The sequence below is a fragment of the Rathayibacter sp. AY1A2 genome (genome assembly GCF_002930935.1).
In the GTDB taxonomy this organism is placed as follows: domain Bacteria; phylum Actinomycetota; class Actinomycetes; order Actinomycetales; family Microbacteriaceae; genus Rathayibacter.
The window spans coordinates 113591-129476 of the sequence record NZ_PSTP01000002.1; the positions used below are offsets into that span (position 1 = coordinate 113591).

Below are 15886 nucleotides of genomic sequence, written 5' to 3' on the forward strand. Positions count from 1 at the left end.
TCCCACCCGGGAGCGGCGTCTCGAGCGGCGCGCCCGTCAGCCCGCCGCGCGGCGCAGGGCGTCGTCGACGGAGGAGCGGACGAGGCTGGAGAGGAAGAAGCCCGGCTTCTCGACGCCGATGCCCGCCAGCAGTCCCGCCGCCTGGTCGACGATCGCGGTCGAGAAGGTCGTGGCGGTCGAGACGGCCTCCGCGTAGGCGGCGCGGTCCGACTCCGCCACGGAGACCGGCTCCCCGCCCATCTCGACCACCAGCGCCTGCGCGATCGGCAGCACCGGGCCCGGTGCCGACACGGCGAAGTAGGTCTCGGCGAGGCGCGCCAGGTCGAGGCTGGTGCCGCTGAAGGCCATCGCCGGGTGGACTGCCAGGGGGATGACCCCGGAGGCGAGCGCCGGAGCGAGCACCCCGTAGCCGTGCTCAGGCGCCGTGTGCAGCACCAGCTGGCCGGGCTGCCACGCTCCGGTCGCGGCGAGCCCCGCGACCAGGGCGGCGATCTCGCTCCCGGGGACGGCGACGATCACCAGCTCGCTGCGCTCGACGAGCTCGGGGATCGCGAGCACGGGGACTCCGGGGAGCAGCGCGTCGGCGCGCTCGCGGCCGCTCTCGCTGGTGGTGGCGATACCGATCACGGCGTGGCCGGCCCCGGCGAGCGCGGCACCGAGCACCGGGCCCACGCGTCCGGCACCGATGACGCCGACGCCCAGGCGTCCGTCGCGGCGGTTCTCAGGCATGCGGTTCCCCCTCCGGAGCGGGCCAGTCGGGCAGGGCGGGTGCGGCCGCGCGCCGCCCCCACTGGTGGCTCGCGTCGCGGTCGGCGGCCCGCACTCCGGCCGTCGCGAGGCTCTCGAAGAAGGCGAGTCCGTCGGCTGCGCTCATCACCGGCACGAGCGGAGTGACGGGGCCGGCCACCGTGTGCACGCGCGCCGAGGCCAGCCCGAGCAGGCGCTGGAGCGGTCCCTGCTGGACCCCGACGCTCTGCATCCGCGCCAGGGGCACCACGGCGACCCGCCGCCAGACCGCTCCACTGCGCAGGATCGCGACCTCGTCCGTCAGCCGGTACCCGGTCCTCCGGAACGAGAAGGGGCGGAGCCACACCGCCGAGCGCGGCGCCCGGGTGAAGCCGGCCGCGTCGCGGTGCCGGAGTGCATCTCCGACGGGCGTCGACTCCGCTCCCTCGGCCGGTCCGGGCAGCAGGAGGGCGAGGACGCGCTCGACGGCGGCGAGGTCGCCGACCGGCAGGATCGTGGTGTTCGGCTCGCCGTTCGCCCCGCGGGAGGCCGCGTGGCCGGCGCGGTCGATCCGCACCTGCCACCAGCCGAAGGGGCGCCAGAGCAGCGGCTGCGTGATCTCGACGGCGTGGATCCGGCCGGGCGGGATCGTGTCGCTGCTGGTCGAGAGCACGCCGTAGCCGACCCGCACGCCGTCGGGCGTCGCGGCGATCGAGTACCGGAGCGAGCGCACGAACTGGCGGACGTAGTAGCTGCCCGAGCCGATCAGGCCCGGCAGGATCGCGAAGAGCACGTAGGGCGAGCCGTAGACGGCGACGAACACCACGGCGACGACCGAGGCGGCCAGGAACAGCGTGAAGCCGCTGAAGACGAGCGAGCCGAGGAGTCGGCCCGGCGGGATCGAGACGACCGACTCGGGCGGCGTCTCGTCCTGAGGCTCGCCGAACTCCTCCAGCCGGCGCGCCAGGAACCCGCCCGCCGGAGCCGCACCGTCGACCGTCGCCTCCCGCTCGCGCACCCCGGACGCGAGCCGCAGGATGTCGCGGCGCAGGGCGTCAACCAAGCGCGACCCGAGGTACGACAGCTGGACGTTCGCGTCCTGCCCGGCCACGCTCACCTCGAGCTTCGCGGCTCCGAACAGCCGCGCGAACAGCGGACGCTGCACCGCGATGCCCTGGATGCGGTCCAGCCGCGCCCGCCGGTTGGTCCGGAAGAGCACGCCGGAGCGCACCTCGACGAGCTCGTCCGTGATGCGGAAGGTGTGCATCCGCCAGGACAGCCAGAACGCGAAGACGGCGACCGCCAGGCCCACCGCGACCGCCAGCAGCGCCCAGCCGACGAGACCGCGGCGCAGCAGCTCGTCGACCGGATCGCCGCTCTCGAACCCCTCCGGCCCGGGCAGGAACAGCTCGACCAGGCGCTCGCGGAGGTTCGTGATCACGATGCCGAGGACGACCAGCAGGCCGATCCCGCCCTTGAGGACCGGTGTCGCGGGGTGCAGGCGGTGCCACTCCCCGTCGGCGAGGTCCGTCTCGACGGCGCGGAGCTCGGTCACAGGCCGGCCCGGCGCGACTCGGCGAGCTCGACCAGGCGGTCGCGGAGCTCCTCCGCGTCCTGCTCGGCCAGGCCCGGGATGCTGACGCCGGTCGCCGCGGCGGCGGTGACGAAGCGGAGGTCGGCGAGGCCGAGCGCCCGGGCGAGCGGCCCGCGGTTGACGTCGATGAGCTGCATCCGCCCGTACGGCACCGACACGAAGCGCTGGAACATGATGCCGCGGCGGAAGAGCAGGTCGTCCTGGCGCAGGAGGTAGCCGTAGGCGCGCGCACGGCGCGGGGCCACGATCAGGAGGGTCACCGCGAGGGCGGCCGCGGCGGCCAGCGGGATCCAGCCCCACGGCAGGCCGATCAGCATCAGCACCACGGGCACGGCGAGCAGCAGCACGCTCGACACGACGGCCGACACGATCTCGACCGCGACGTACCGGGGCGAGACGCGGCGCCACTCCCCCGTGATGTCGAGGCGGTCCCGCCGGCGTCCCCTCGCGTCGCGGCGGGTCGTCGGCGACGCGTCCTCGGGCTCGGCGGGCATGGCGTCGTCCTCACTGCCCGCGGCGATCCGGGCGTCGGCGTCAGGCGTGGTTCACCTCGCCGACGGCGCTGTCGTCGTCGTCGCTCGGCGGGATGGTGCACAGGTGCTCGGCGACCAGGCCGGCCACCAGCAGGACGAGCGCACCCACGATGGTCGCGACGTCCTGCCACACGGAGCCTAGCGAAGGGATCGCACGGCTCAGCAGGTACACCAGGATGCCGCCGGAGGCTCCGAGCAGCAGAGCACCGACGTGGCTGGACGCCTTCGCCAGCACCACGACGCGCATCGCCCGGAACGGATCGATGGGCCGGCGCAGCGTGCCCTTCGTGGCGCGGTGGATCGGGACGGCGAAGCCGAGCACGAGAGCCGCGACCACGATCAGGGTCAGCGGAACCGTCAGCGGCGGGATGAGCACGGGGCGGCCGGCGGCGGCGATCGCGAGGTCGAGGAGGAACCCCGCGACGGCCCCGGCGAGGCCGAGTCCGAGCAGGGTGCTGATGCGGGTGCGCCTCACGGGGTCCTGCTCTCGGGGTCGGCGGTGCTGCCGCGGGCGGAGTCGCGCCCCGGCCAGGTCAACCCGGCCGGGTGGTCGGTCACGCGGTCGGTCGCCCGTGCGCGCAGCTCGGCCACGGGTCCGGCTCCGGGAAGGACCGCCGCCGGCTCGGCGTCGAGCCAGGGCTCGAGCACGAAGGCCCGCTCGGCCGCCCGCGGGTGCGGGAGGGTCAGGTGCGGGTCGTCGCGGAGCACGCCGCCGACCGCGATCACGTCGATGTCGAGGGTCCGGTCGCCCCAGCGCTCCTCGCCCTCGCCGCGGATCCGGCCGCCGGCCGATTCGATCGCCGCCGTCGCCGCGAGCAGGTCGTCGGGCTCGAGGACGGTCGAGCCGGTCACGACCGCGTTGAGGTACCCGGGCGCGTCCTCGTCGACGCCCTCGGGCTTCCACGCGGGCGACTCGACGACCTTGGACACCGCCTCGATGCGCAGGCCCGGCGTCGTGGCGAGGGCCCGCAGCGCCTCCTCGAGGTGCGCCAGGCGGTCGCCGAGGTTGCTGCCGAGCGCGAGCACGACGTGGCGGACCGGGCGGACGCGCTCCTGCCGCGGCCTCACGAGCGGGTCCTCGTGATCTGCACGGCGACGTCCTCGAACGGCAGCGGGATCGGCGCGTCCGGCTTGTGGACGGTGATGCGGACGACGTCGGCGGCGGCGAAGCCCAGGGCGACCCGGGCGAGGCGCTCGGCCAGGGTCTCGATGAGGTCGACCGGGTCGCGGGTCACCGCGTCGGCCAGGGCGATCGCGAGCTCGCCGTAGTGCACCGTCTCGGCCAGCGCGTCGCCCTCGGCCGCCGGCGCGGTGTCGAGCCAGACCGTCGCGTCGATCACGAAGTCCTGGCCGTTCTCGCGCTCGAAGTCGAAGACGCCGTGGTGCGCGCGCACGCGCAGCCCGGTGAGGGTGATGGAGTCGCGCACGGCGAGGGCGGCGGGGTCGATCGCGGTCACGGGGTCTCCTCCTGAAGTCGGGCGGCGAGGGCCAGGGCGCGGGCGGACGAGCGGACGTCGTGGACCCGGACGCCCCAGGCGCCGTGCTCGGCGGCGACGAGGCTCAGCATGGCGGAGACCTCGTCGCGCTCGGCGGCCGGGGCGCCGGCGGGGGCGAACGGAGCGAGGAACCGCTTGCGCGAGTGGCCGACCAGGACCGGGAAGCCCAGCGAGACGATCGCGTCGAGCCCGGCCAGCAGCGCCCAGTCGTGCGCGCCGACCTTCGCGAAGCCGAGGCCCGGGTCGAGCAGGAGGCGGTCGTCCCGGATCCCGGCCTCACGGGCGGCGTCGACGCGGCGCTCGAGCTCGCCGCGGACGTCCGCCACCACGTCGCCGTAGGAGGCGAGAGCGGTCATGCCCGCGCTGTGCCCGCGCCAGTGCATCGCGATGTAGACGGCGCCGCGCTCGGCGACGAGCGCGAGCATCCGCGGATCGGCGAGGCCGCCGGAGACGTCGTTGACGACGACGGCGCCCGCGTCCAGGGCGGCCTCGGCCGTGGCGGCGCTCATCGTGTCGATGCTGACGCGCACCCCCTCCGCGGCGAGGGCGCGGACGACGGGCAGCACGCGGCCCTGCTCGGCGGCGGAGTCGACGCGCGCCGCACCGGGACGGGTGCTCTCGCCGCCGACGTCGACCAGGTCCGCGCCGAACGCGGCGGGTCCGTCCCCGGCGGGCCGGGTCAGGTCGAGGCCGTGGCGGACGGCGTCGTCGACGGACAGCCAGCGGCCGCCGTCGCTGAACGAGTCCGGAGTGACGTTGAGGATCCCCAGGAGCGCGGCGCGGCCGGTCGGCGTGAGGTCGGCGACGGTGGTGGCCACGTCACTCCCCCCGCGCGGCGCCGATCAGCGCGATGATCTCGGCGCGGGCGGCCGGGTCGGCGAGGGAGCCGCGGGCGGCGACCGTCACGGTCGAGCTCGCGGTCTGGCGCGGCCCGCGCATCCGCACGCAGCCGTGCTCGGCGTCGACCACGACGAGCACTCCCTCGGGAGCGAGGCCCTGCTCGAGCGCGTCGGCGATCTGCTCGGTCATCCGCTCCTGGATCTGCGGTCGCGACGCGACCGTCTCGACCACGCGCGGCAGCCGGCCGAGGCCGACGACCCGCTCGCGCGGCCGGTAGGCGATGTGCGCGACGCCGAGGAACGGCAGGAGGTGGTGCTCGCAGACGGAGCGGAAGGCGAGGTCGCGCACGATCACCGTCTGGTCGAGCGGCGACTCCTGGCCGCCCTCGACCACCGCGAACGTCTCGGTCAGCTGGGCCGCGGCGTCGTCGTCGAACCCGCCGAAGAACTCCTCGTACGCCTCGGCGAACCGCCGCGGCGTGTCGAGGAGTCCCTCGCGGCCCGGGTCGTCCCCGATGGCCGCGAGGATCTCGGCGACGGCCGCCTCGATGCGCGCCTTGTCGACGGGCACGCGCGCGCTACGCCGTCGCGGGGCGCGGGTTGATCAGCGGCGGGCGCTTCGGCGCGACCTCGTCGGCACCAGCGGAGGAGACTCCCCCGTCGGTCGCACCCGAGTCGATCGGCGCCTTGGCGACCGGGACCGCGATGGGCGGCAGGTCGGACAGGGGGCGCTTGTCGCTCGAGAGCCACTGCGGGCGCTCGTCGATGCGGCGGACGTCCTTGAAGATCTCGGCCAGCTGGTCGTGGTCGAGCGTCTCCTTCTCGAGCAGCTCCATCGCGAGGCGGTCGAGGATGTCGCGGTTGTCGTTGATGACCTGCCACGCCTCGTCGTGCGCCTGCTCGATGAGCTGGCGCGTCTCGGCGTCGACCGTCTCGGCGATCTGCTCGGAGTAGTCGCGCTGGTGGCCCATGTCGCGGCCGAGGAACATCTCGCCCGACGACTGGCCGAGCTTGACCGCTCCGACGTTCGCGGACATGCCGTAGTCGGTGACCATCTTGCGGGCGATGGAGGTCGCCTTCTCGATGTCGTTCGACGCTCCGGTGGTGGGGTCGTGGAAGACGATCTCCTCCGCGACGCGGCCGCCCATCGCGTACGTGAGCTGGTCGAGGAGCTCGTTGCGGGTCGTGGAGTACTTGTCCTCCAGCGGGAGCACCATCGTGTAGCCGAGGGCGCGGCCGCGCGGCAGGATCGTGACCTTGGTCACGGGGTCGGTGTGGCGCATCGCCGCCGCCGCCAGAGCGTGTCCGCCCTCGTGGTAGGCGGTGATCAGCTTCTCCTTGTCGCGCATGACCCGCGTGCGGCGCTGCGGCCCCGCGATGACGCGGTCGATGGCCTCGTCGAGCGCGCGGTTGTCGATCAGCTGCGCGTTGGAGCGGGCGGTGAGCAGTGCGGCCTCGTTGAGGACGTTGGCCAGGTCGGCGCCGGTGAAGCCCGGGGTCTTGCGGGCGACGACCTCGAGGTCGACTCCCCCGGCGAGCGGCTTGCCGCGGCCGTGGACCTCGAGGATCCGCTTGCGGCCGAGCAGGTCGGGGGCGTCGACGCCGATCTGGCGGTCGAAGCGGCCCGGACGCAGCAGCGCGGGATCGAGGATGTCGGGGCGGTTCGTCGCCGCGATCAGGATGACGTTCGTCTTGACGTCGAAGCCGTCCATCTCGACCAGCAGCTGGTTGAGGGTCTGCTCGCGCTCGTCGTGACCGCCGCCCATGCCGGCGCCGCGGTGGCGGCCGACGGCGTCGATCTCGTCGACGAAGATGATGGCCGGCGAGTTCTCCTTCGCCTGCTGGAACAGGTCGCGGACACGGCTCGCGCCGACGCCGACGAACATCTCGACGAAGTCCGATCCGGAGATGGAGTAGAAGGGGACGCCCGCCTCGCCCGCGACCGCGCGCGCCAGCAGGGTCTTGCCGGTGCCGGGAGGGCCGTAGAGCAGGACGCCCTTCGGGATGCGGGCGCCGACGGCCTGGAACTTCGCGGGCTCCTTGAGGAACTCCTTGATCTCGTGCAGCTCCTCGATCGCCTCGTCGGCGCCGGCGACATCGCCGAACGTGACCTTGGGCGACTCCTTCGAGACGAGCTTCGCCTTCGACTTGCCGAACTGCATGACGCGGTTGCCGCCGCCCTGCATGCCCGAGAGCATCAGCCAGAAGAACGCGCCGATCAGGAGGATGGGGAGCAGGAAGCCGAGGGCCGAGAGGAACCAGTTGGTCTGCGGGACCTCGTCGTTGTAGCCGGTGCTGCCGAGATCGGCCGCGGACACCGCGTCGACGACCTCTGCGCCGCGAGGGGCCACGTAGTAGAACTGCACCTGCGTGCCGTTGTCGCCGTCGGCCTGCTTGAGCGTGAGGTCGACGCGCTGCTCGCCGTCCACGATCTTCGCCGAGTCGACCTTGCCGTCCTTCAGGAGGTCGAGACCCTCCTGCGTCGTGACCGGCCGGAAGCCGGACATGGTGATCAGCGAGGAGCCGATCCACACCGCGACGATCGCCAGGACGACGTAGAGGATGGGACCCCGGAAGATGCGCTTCACGTTCATGCTTGTTGCGGGTGCGACACCCGGCGCCTTTCTGACGAGGAGATTGTGCCTGCCAGGCTACCTCCCGCACTCTGAGCGCCGCCCACGCGTTCGCCGTGGGCCGAACGGCCGCGGGCTGTGTGGTCTGGCGGGGATGCGGCGGGCCGCATCCCCGCGCGCGGTCGGCTTCGCGACGGGTGCGTTCCGCAGAGCGGGTCTCGTCGGACTGCCGGGAAACGCTGACACGCGTCGGCACCGTCCGGCGGGGATGCGGCGGACCGCATCCCCGCGCGCGGTCGGCTCCACGAGATGGTGCGTTCCGCAGAGCGGGGTGCGTCGGACTGCCGGGAAACGCTGGCACGCGTTTCCCGGTCCGCGTCCTCTGCCTTGCGGGTGGAGGTCGCGGGGATCGGCGCTTCGGCAGTAGGGACGCGCCGCGAGAGCGCAGGAGTTGTCGCACTCGAGCTCGACAGCGACAACTACTGCGGTCTCGGGAAGGAGGCGAAGGTGTCCGAGCAGGACGCGCCGCGAGAACGCAGGAGTTGTCGCACTCGAGCTCGACAGCGACGACTACTGCGGTCTCGGGGGGGCGCTGGCGTCCGAGCGGGGCGTGCCGCGAGAAGGGGCAGCAGGCGCGGACGGGCAGGCCGGGCCCGCCCGGTCCGCGTCAGGCCGACTCGAGGAGGGGCTCCGGGTCGCGGAGGCCGGGCACGAGGCGACGGCGGCGGCGGGCGGCGGCCAGCACGGTCACGGCGAGCGCCCCGACCAGCCAGAGCACGAGCACCAGGACCGCGTGCGCGACTCCGATGCTGCCGCCGGCGATCAGCGAGCGGAACGCCTCCACCGTCCAGGTCAGCGGCAGCACCCCGTGGATCGCCTGGAAGAAGGCGGGCGCGGTCTCGACCGGGTAGGTGCCTCCGGCCGAGGACAGCTGCAGCACGATCATCAGCAGCGCCAGGAACCGGCCCGGAGCGTCCAGCAGCGCGATCAGCGCCTGGTTGATCGCCACGAAGGTGAGGCTCGTGAGCACGGCGATCCCGATCAGCCCGGGCAGGTTCGACGCCTCGACGCCCACTCCGAAGCGGATGACGAGCGCGGCCAGGACGCCCTGGGCGACCGCCATCAGCGCGCCGGGCAGGTAGCTGCGCAGCGCGATGACCCAGGCGGGCCGGCGCGCGGCGAGGAGGCGGGAGCTGAGCGGGGCGCTCATCAGGTAGAAGGCCAGCGCGCCGACCCAGAGCGCGAGGGCCATGAAGTAGGGGGCGAGGCCGTAGCCGTAGGACGGCACGCGGTTCATCCGCTCGGCGTCGATCCCGACCGGGGCGGCCGCGACGGTGCTGAGCTCTTGAGCCTGCTCGCCGGTGTAGGTGGGCACGTCGTCCGCGCCGTCCGAGAGCTTCGTGTCGAGGGTGCGCGATCCGGAGGCGAGCGAGTCGATCCCGTCGGCGAGGTCCTGCGAACCGGTGGCCGCGTCGGCCGAGCCGGTCGCGGCGGTCTCGGCGCCGTCCGCGAGGTCCGAGGCGCCCGTCGCGAGGGCGGCCGTCCCGGAGGCGAGGTCGGAGGCGCCGGCGGCCGCGGAGGCGATTCCGCTGGTGAGCGGGCCGACCGCGCCGGAGAGGGTGTCCACTCCGCCGGCGACCTGCGCGGCTCCGCCGTCGAGGGTCGCAGCTCCCTGGGCGAGGGCCTGCGCACCGGTCTGCAGCTTCTGGGCGCCGTCGGCGGCGGAGGTCGCCCCGGTGGACAGAGCCGCGGTGCCGGTCGCGAGGTCGGCGGCTCCGCCCGAGACCGTGGCGGCACCGGCGGCCAGCGCCGTCAGTCCGCTGCCGTCGTCGCCGACGAGCGCGGTCGCACCGGAGGCGAGCGTCTGCGCGCCCGCGTCCGCCGAGGCGGCTCCGCCCGCGAGAGCGGCCGCACCCTGCTCGAGGGCGGTCAGCTCGGCTACGCGCTGGGCGTCGGACAGCGAGTCGTACCGCGAGAGCAGGGAGGCGAGGCCGGAGTCGACTCCGGTCGCTCCGGTGGCGAGTTGCGGAGTGGCGGTCGCGAGCGCTCCCGCGCCGGTCGCGAGCTGCTGGGCTCCTGCGAGGGCCTTCCCTGCTCCGTCGGAGAGGGAGGCGGACCCGGTGGCCAGCGCCTCGGCGCCGGACGCCGCCGAGGCCGCGCCGTCCTTCAGGGTCGACGTCCCCGCGGCGAGGTCGGTGGCGCCCGAGGCGAGCGACGCCGCTCCTCCGTCGAGCTGCTGGGCGCCGTCGGCGACCGTGCGGGCTCCCGTGTCGAGCGCCGCCGCCTGGTCGGGCAGCTGCCCGGTCCCGCTCGCGATCCGCTGGAGTCCCGACGAGAGGTCGGACGCTCCGGAGGCCGCGCTCCCCGCGCCCGAGCGGAGGGAGTCGGCGCCGGTCGCCAGCTGCGCGGTGCCGTCCTGCAGCTGCGCGAGCCCGACAACCAGCTCGGAGGAGCCGGACGCCGCGGTCCCTGCGCCGTCCGCCAGCTGAGCGGCGCCGCCGGCGGCCTGCTCGAGGCTGGAGTGCACGTCGGTGAAGCCGAGGTAGACGTTCTCGAGGTACGTCGCGCCGACCTTCTCCTCCAGCGTCTTCGTCACGGTGGTGCCGATGGTGGAGGCGATGTTGCCGACGATCAGGTTGGCCGCGTCGTTCGTCTCGATCGACAGCTTCGCCTGCACGGCCGCGGCGGGGTCGTCGCCGCCGACCGAGGCGACGTCGGCCGAGAAGCCGGCCGGCACCGTCAGGACGGCGAGGACGTCGCCGGAGGCGAGCTCGCGGGACGCCTCGTCGGCACCGGTCGCCGTCCAGGCGAAGTCCGAGCCGGACGTGTCGGTGGTGAGCTGCTCGGTCAGGTCGTCGCCGAGGGCGAGCGCGGAGCCGTCCGAGGCGGTCGCGCCGGTGTCCTCGTTGACGATCGCGGCGGGCACCGTGTCGAGGTGGTGCGTGGGATCGAGGTTGGCCGAGGTCAGCAGTCCCGCGTAGATCAGCGGGATGAGCGCGATCGCGGCGAAGACGACGACGAGGCGCGGGTTCACGGCGCGCAGGGCGCGGCGGAGCGGGGAGGTGGTCATGGTCCTTCTACTTCGTGGAGTGCAGGGCGGCGAGCCGCGGCGAGGCGACTCCGGTGACGAGGAGCTCGGCGATGTCGGCGGAGGCCGAGGCCACGGGACGGCGGGCGTCGCCGTCGAGGAGCCAGCCGACGACCAGCCAGGTGGTGCCGGCGGCGAGGAGGACGGCGAAGCGCTCGACGCGGGCGTGGTCGCCGCCGCCCGATCCGCGCTCGGCGAGGGGCGAGAAGGCGAGGAGCCGCTGCGCGAGGAACGCGACGACCGACTCCTGCACGGCGCGGGCCGTGCCTCCGCTCAGCACGCGGCGGTAGAAGTCGGCGTGCACGAGCAGGCCCTCGAGGAGCCCGCGGACGATGCGGGGGACCGCGCCCTCCCAGTCGGCGGGGGCGGTGCCGGGAGCGACGTCGCCGAACAGCGCGTGCATCCGCTCCACCGCGGCGGCCTCGATCAGGGACGGCACATCTCCGAAGTGCTGGTAGAACGTGGGGCGGCTGACGCCCGCGGCGCCGCAGAGCTCCGTGATGGAGGGCTGGTCGTCGCCCGGGCGGTCGAGGGCACTCGTGATCGAGGCGAGCAGGAGCTCGCGCGAGCGGGTGAGCCGCGGATCGGTCACGGGGTCCTTCTTCCCGGCGCGAGGAGCGCCTTCTTTACGTCCGTCAGATAACTTACAACCGTAAAGAAGAGCGCGCAAGCGTCAGGAGGAGGGCGGCTCCGGGAGCAGCGTCGCGATGGCGGACGTGTCGACGATCACCGAGTCGTGCGGAGTCAGTCCCGGGCTCCGGGGCGTCGGCACCGGCAGGCGCACGAGCAGGGCGCCCGGATCCACGCCGAAGCGCCCGGAGCGGGTGCGGCCGACCGGATCGCCGTCCAGCTCGGCGAGCACCGGCTGGTCGAGCTCGAACGAGAACTCGCGGCCGGGCCACTGCCGGAGCGAGGCGAGCCCGTTGCGGTTGCCGGTCGCGACATCTAGCGCGAGGCCGAAGCGCCGACGCAGCAGCACCAGCTCCAGGTCGCCGTCGTCGAGCACCGCGCCCGCGGCCAGCTCGATGTTCGCCACCACGGAGCTGCAGTTGCAGGCCAGCACCATGAAGCAGCGCTGCGGAGGCTCCTCCGCGCCGTCGATCGTGAGGGTCACCTCGAATCCGGCCTTGAACATCGCCGGCGCCCCCGCCGCGAAGTAGGCGCCCCAGCCCACCCGCTTCTTCAGCTCCTCGTCCGTCTTGTCCATGATCTCGGCGTCCAGGCCCACCCCGCCCATCACCATGAACACCCGCTCCTCGCCGTCGTCGAACGCGGCCGTGCCCACGTCGATGGCGCGGTCCTGCCCGAGCAGGGCGATCTCCACCGCCTCGGGCAGCGAGCCGAGCGGGATCCCGAGGTTCCGCGCGAGGAGGTTGCCCGTGCCGCTGGGCAGCAGGCCGTAGGGGACGCCGGTCCCGCGCAGCACTGTGGCGACGGCGCGGACGGTGCCGTCGCCTCCCATCGAGCACACCAGGTCCGGGCCCGCCTCGAGCGCGGCGCGGGCCGCAGCGGCACCGGAGTCGCCCGGGCTGGTCTCGAACCAGAGCGGCTCGTTCCAGCCGTGGCGGCGCGCGATCGTCGCGACCAGGTCCTCCGCGGCGCCGACGTCGTCGAACTTGCTCGGGTTGATCACGACGGCGACGGTGCGCTTCTCGGGTGCCTTCACCCCGTCAGTCTGACGGCACCGGCGACCGGTCCAGTCGCGCTGACGCCTCCAGGGCGAGCACGGCGCCGATCTCGGCCGAGAGCGTGGCGGGCAGCGACGGAGGCGCGTCCCAGCGGGGCCCGGCCAGCAGCACGCCGCGGCGGACGCTCGAGCTCTGCAGCGCGGCGACGCTGCCGGTGACGAAACCGCGGACGCGAGCCGCCACCGCGGGCGCGACTCCGCTCGTCGTGGCGAGGTCGACGAGGTGCCGGTAGGCGATGCCGCCGAACAGGGCGCCGTCCCCCGAGCCCTGGTCGACGAAGACGCCGTCAGGGGCGAGCCGGTCCAGCAGGTCCTCGGCCGTGCGGGAGGCGTGGGCGACCAGGCGGGGGTCGGGCCGCAGGCGGTGCAGGGCGAGCGCCGCGCCGATGTAGACGGCGTGGTTGTAGCTGAAGGCCCAGTCGTCGCGCGCGGAGCCGCCCTCGCGGCCGATGCCGTCGGCGACGAAGCCGGTGTCGTCGTCGCGGAGGCGCACGTGCATCCAGTCGAGGGCGGCGCGCGAGAGCTCCTCCCGGCCGTCCGGTCGCAGCCGCTCCAGGCGCGCGCCGAGGATCGCGAACGGGCCGTTCGCGGGTGCGTTCTTGTAGTCCAGCTGCCGGCGGCGCCAGGCGAGGCTCGCCCCGTGGCGGAGGTTCCAGCCCTTCGCGACGGCGAAGCGCCACAGGCGGTCGGCCCGGTCGAGGAAGCGCGGGTCGCCCGAGGCCTCCCCGAGGCGGGCGAGCGCGCTGCCGAGCCACATCATGTCGTCGAAGTAGCCGTTGACCAGGCGCCCGCCGTTGCGGAGGCGGATCGCGCGGTGGATCCGCCGGGCACGCTCCAGGTGCGCCTCGTCGCCCGTGCGCTCGAAGGCGTCGACGGCCGCGTCGATCGCGTGCGCGAGCCACCAGTAGTTGAACTCGAAGTCGGCCCGCAGAGAGGTCGGGTAGCTCATGTGGTAGCCCAGCAACGGCACCGCGAAGAGCCGCTCGAGGCTCTCCTGCGCGGTGTCCGCGGCGCTACTCGTAGACGTGCGGGGCGAGGACGGCGACATCGCGGAGGTTGCGGTAGCGCTCGGCGTAGTCGAGCCCGTAGCCGATCACGAACTCGTTCGGGATGTCGAAGCCGACGTAGGCCACGTCGACCTCGACCTTGGCGGCCGCGGGCTTGCGGAAGAGCGCGCAGATCTCGACGGACTCGGCGCCGCGGCTGCGGAGGTTGCCCTGCAGCCACGAGAGCGTGAGGCCGGAGTCGATGATGTCCTCGACGATCAGCACCTTGCGGTTCGTGATGTCGGAGTCGAGGTCCTTCAGGATCCGCACGACGCCGGAGGACTTGGTGCCGCTCCCGTAGGACGAGACGGCCATCCAGTCCATGACGATGTCGAGCTTGAGCTCGCGGGCCAGATCGGCCATCACCATCACGGCGCCGCGCAGCACCCCGACGATGAGCAGGTTCTCACCCGCGTAGTCGCGCTCGATGGCGCGGGCCAGGGCGCGGATCCGCTCGTGGATCTCGGCCTCGGTGTAGAGGACCTCGGTGATGTCGTCGGCGATGTCGGCTGCTTCCACCCGGCCACTCTACGGGTGACCGGCCCCCGTCTCCCCTCCGCGAGACTCCGCTCTCGTACACCTCCGTCGGCGAGTCGCGTGCCGGAGCGGCATCTCGCGGGGAGGGGTCGGGCGCCCCGCGGGGACCGGCGTCGCGGGGACGGGGTCAGGGGGAGGCGGGTGCGGGGTCAGGGGGCCGCGGGTGCGAAGACGAGGGTGGTGCCGCGGCGGGTGGCGAGGACGCCGGGGAGGTCGACGCCCTTCTGGCCGTGCCAGTCGGTGACCAGCGCGGCGACCGCCAGCGTCTGCGAGCGCGAGAGCGCGACTCCGAACTCGTTCGCCACGACCAGGCGGATGATCCGCTGCCGCAGCGCCGGCGGGTCCGCCGCGAGCCCGCGCGCGTCGACCGTGACGTGCCCCGCCTCGTCCTGGCCCACCAGCTCGAGCGCCCAGTCGAGGGCGAGCGCGTCGAGCGCGTCCCCGTCCTCCCGCAGCTGCTCGGCCGTGCGCGCCAGAGCCTGGGCCACTCCCGGCCCCAGCTCGTCCTCCAGCACGGGCAGCACGCGATTCCGCACCCGGACCCGCGAGTAGCGGGGGTCGTCGTTGTGCGGGTCGTCCCACGGCACGAGCCCCTGGTCGGAGCAGGCGAGACGGGTCGTCTCGCGCCGCAGGCCCAGGAGCGGCCGCCTCAGCGGCCCGCTCACCGGCGCCATCCCGTGCAGCGAGGCCGCACCGGCTCCGCGGGCGAGCCCCAGCAGCACCGTCTCGGCCTGGTCGTCGAGGGTGTGGCCCAGGAGGATCGCGGCGGCGCCCGTCGCGGTCAGCGCGTCGTCGAAGGCGCGGTAGCGCGCGCTGCGGGCGGCCGCCTCCGGACCGCCCTCGGCGGACACCGTCACCACCTCGCGCAGCACCGGCGCGAGCCCCAGCGCGTGCGCCTGCTCCGCCGCCCGCCGCGCGACCTCCGCCGACGCCGCCTGCAGCCCGTGGTCGACGATCACCGCGCCGGCCCGCCTCCCGCCCCGCGGGGCCTCGAAGCCGACCGCCGCCGCGAGCGCGAGCGAGTCCGCTCCCCCGCTCAGCGCGACCAGCACGAGCGCTCCGGGGTCGAGCCCGTCGAGGCTCTCGCGCACCGCCCGCCGCAGATCGGCGACGGCGGGGGTCAGGCGGGGGCGATCGGGCACATCAAGTAACGTAATGCCAGCGATCCGCCCCTCCCGCGCGCGCACCCGCGCGAGCGTTCCGGAGGCCGATCCGTCCGCCGATGCGCCGCTCACGGCGCCACCGACTCAAGGAGAGAGCATGGCCGCATACGACGTCGTCGTCGAGATCCCCAAGGGGAGCCGCAACAAGTACGAGGTCGACCACGAGACCGGTCGCGTCTACCTCGACCGCGTGCTCTTCACCTCCTTCGTCTACCCGACGGACTACGGGTACTTCGAGAACACCCTCGGCCTCGACGGCGACCCCGTCGACGCGCTGGTGCTGCTCGAGTACCCCGTCTTCCCGGGCGTGGGCGTCTCCGTCCGCCCGGTCGGCGTGCTCAACATGAGCGACGAGGCCGGCTCCGACGCGAAGGTGATCGTGGTCCCCGCGAAGGACCCGCGCTGGCAGCACATCCAGGACATCGGCGACGTCCCGGAGCAGACGAAGAACGAGATCAAGCACTTCTTCGAGCGCTACAAGGACCTCGAGCCCGGCAAGTGGGTCAAGGTCGACGCGTGGGGCGACGCCGCCGAGGCGGAGCAGATCGTCCAGGACGGCATCAAGAAGCTGGCCGAAGAGGGTCACTGACCCCTCGCATCAACG

16 protein-coding genes are annotated in these 15886 nt (G+C 74.0%); 1 reads left to right on the forward strand and 15 read right to left on the reverse strand.

The window, feature by feature from the left end; genetic code table 11:
• Positions 1 to 36 precede the first annotated feature (36 nt).
• The 15 genes from C5B93_RS03030 to tilS form a co-directional block, all read right to left on the reverse strand.
• Positions 37 to 729, reverse strand: a complete 693-nt coding sequence (locus tag C5B93_RS03030; protein WP_104291745.1) for a Rossmann-like and DUF2520 domain-containing protein — start codon at positions 727 to 729, stop codon at positions 37 to 39.
• On the reverse strand, positions 722 to 2281 hold the full coding sequence (locus C5B93_RS03035; protein WP_104238409.1) for a PH domain-containing protein: 1560 nt from the start codon (positions 2279 to 2281) through the stop codon (positions 722 to 724). The genes C5B93_RS03030 and C5B93_RS03035 overlap by 8 nt, the downstream gene beginning before the upstream one ends.
• A complete protein-coding gene (locus C5B93_RS03040) occupies positions 2278 to 2814 on the reverse strand; it encodes a PH domain-containing protein (RefSeq protein ID WP_104234302.1) in 537 nt (178 codons plus the stop codon). Before C5B93_RS03040 ends, C5B93_RS03035 begins: the two co-directional genes overlap by 4 nt.
• Before the next feature lie 40 nt (positions 2815 to 2854).
• Complete coding sequence (locus C5B93_RS03045; RefSeq protein WP_104238407.1) at positions 2855 to 3328, reverse strand: DUF3180 domain-containing protein; 474 nt, start codon at positions 3326 to 3328, stop codon at positions 2855 to 2857.
• Positions 3325 to 3921 (reverse strand): 2-amino-4-hydroxy-6-hydroxymethyldihydropteridine diphosphokinase, encoded by a 597-nt coding sequence (folK, locus tag C5B93_RS03050; RefSeq protein WP_104255533.1) that lies wholly within the window; start codon positions 3919 to 3921, stop codon positions 3325 to 3327. The genes C5B93_RS03045 and folK overlap by 4 nt, the downstream gene beginning before the upstream one ends.
• Positions 3918 to 4310, reverse strand: coding sequence for a dihydroneopterin aldolase (gene folB, locus C5B93_RS03055; protein WP_104347803.1), 393 nt, complete (start codon positions 4308 to 4310; stop codon positions 3918 to 3920). The genes folK and folB overlap by 4 nt, the downstream gene beginning before the upstream one ends.
• The gene (gene folP / locus C5B93_RS03060) at positions 4307 to 5167 is read right to left on the reverse strand and encodes a dihydropteroate synthase (RefSeq protein WP_258065481.1); all 861 of its coding nucleotides are present in this window, start codon (positions 5165 to 5167) and stop codon (positions 4307 to 4309) included. Before folP ends, folB begins: the two co-directional genes overlap by 4 nt.
• A gap of 1 nt (position 5168) precedes the next feature.
• Positions 5169 to 5759: a GTP cyclohydrolase I FolE gene (folE, locus tag C5B93_RS03065; RefSeq protein WP_104224103.1), complete on the reverse strand. Its 591-nt coding sequence runs from the start codon at positions 5757 to 5759 to the stop codon at positions 5169 to 5171.
• A 7-nt stretch (positions 5760 to 5766) separates the two neighbouring features.
• The gene (ftsH, locus tag C5B93_RS03070; protein WP_104224104.1) at positions 5767 to 7782 is read right to left on the reverse strand and encodes an ATP-dependent zinc metalloprotease FtsH; all 2016 of its coding nucleotides are present in this window, start codon (positions 7780 to 7782) and stop codon (positions 5767 to 5769) included.
• 646 nt (positions 7783 to 8428) lie between these two features.
• Positions 8429 to 10831 (reverse strand): YhgE/Pip domain-containing protein, encoded by a 2403-nt coding sequence (locus C5B93_RS03075; RefSeq protein ID WP_104291746.1) that lies wholly within the window; start codon positions 10829 to 10831, stop codon positions 8429 to 8431.
• Between the two features lie 7 nt (positions 10832 to 10838).
• The gene (locus C5B93_RS03080) at positions 10839 to 11441 is read right to left on the reverse strand and encodes a TetR/AcrR family transcriptional regulator (protein WP_104291747.1); all 603 of its coding nucleotides are present in this window, start codon (positions 11439 to 11441) and stop codon (positions 10839 to 10841) included.
• 81 nt (positions 11442 to 11522) lie between these two features.
• The gene (locus C5B93_RS03085) at positions 11523 to 12515 is read right to left on the reverse strand and encodes a diacylglycerol kinase family protein (RefSeq protein ID WP_104234307.1); all 993 of its coding nucleotides are present in this window, start codon (positions 12513 to 12515) and stop codon (positions 11523 to 11525) included.
• A 4-nt stretch (positions 12516 to 12519) separates the two neighbouring features.
• Positions 12520 to 13485 (reverse strand): glycoside hydrolase family 76 protein, encoded by a 966-nt coding sequence (locus C5B93_RS03090; protein ID WP_181068306.1) that lies wholly within the window; start codon positions 13483 to 13485, stop codon positions 12520 to 12522.
• 64 nt (positions 13486 to 13549) lie between these two features.
• Positions 13550 to 14101 carry a hypoxanthine phosphoribosyltransferase gene (hpt, locus tag C5B93_RS03095; RefSeq protein ID WP_104238400.1) on the reverse strand — a complete coding sequence of 184 codons (552 nt, stop codon included), beginning with the start codon at positions 14099 to 14101 and terminating at the stop codon, positions 13550 to 13552.
• A 167-nt stretch (positions 14102 to 14268) separates the two neighbouring features.
• Positions 14269 to 15261: a tRNA lysidine(34) synthetase TilS gene (gene tilS, locus C5B93_RS03100; protein ID WP_104291749.1), complete on the reverse strand. Its 993-nt coding sequence runs from the start codon at positions 15259 to 15261 to the stop codon at positions 14269 to 14271.
• A 118-nt stretch (positions 15262 to 15379) separates the two neighbouring features.
• Between tilS and ppa the strand changes: the two genes are divergently transcribed.
• Positions 15380 to 15871, forward strand: coding sequence for an inorganic diphosphatase (gene ppa / locus C5B93_RS03105; RefSeq protein ID WP_068255683.1), 492 nt, complete (start codon positions 15380 to 15382; stop codon positions 15869 to 15871).
• Positions 15872 to 15886 lie beyond the last annotated feature (15 nt).

Excerpts from the sequence above, each read along its gene's own strand:
- ppa (WP_068255683.1), top strand. The coding sequence starts at position 15,380 with ATGGCCGCATACGACGTCGTCGTCGAGATCCCCAAGGGGAGCCGCAAC.
- ftsH (WP_104224104.1), bottom strand. The coding sequence starts at position 7,782 with ATGAACGTGAAGCGCATCTTCCGGGGTCCCATCCTCTACGTCGTCCTG.
- C5B93_RS03090 (WP_181068306.1), bottom strand. The coding sequence starts at position 13,485 with ATGAGCTACCCGACCTCTCTGCGGGCCGACTTCGAGTTCAACTACTGG.
- C5B93_RS03040 (WP_104234302.1), bottom strand. The coding sequence starts at position 2,814 with ATGCCCGCCGAGCCCGAGGACGCGTCGCCGACGACCCGCCGCGACGCG.
- C5B93_RS03075 (WP_104291746.1), bottom strand. The coding sequence starts at position 10,831 with ATGACCACCTCCCCGCTCCGCCGCGCCCTGCGCGCCGTGAACCCGCGC.
- C5B93_RS03030 (WP_104291745.1), bottom strand. The coding sequence starts at position 729 with ATGCCTGAGAACCGCCGCGACGGACGCCTGGGCGTCGGCGTCATCGGT.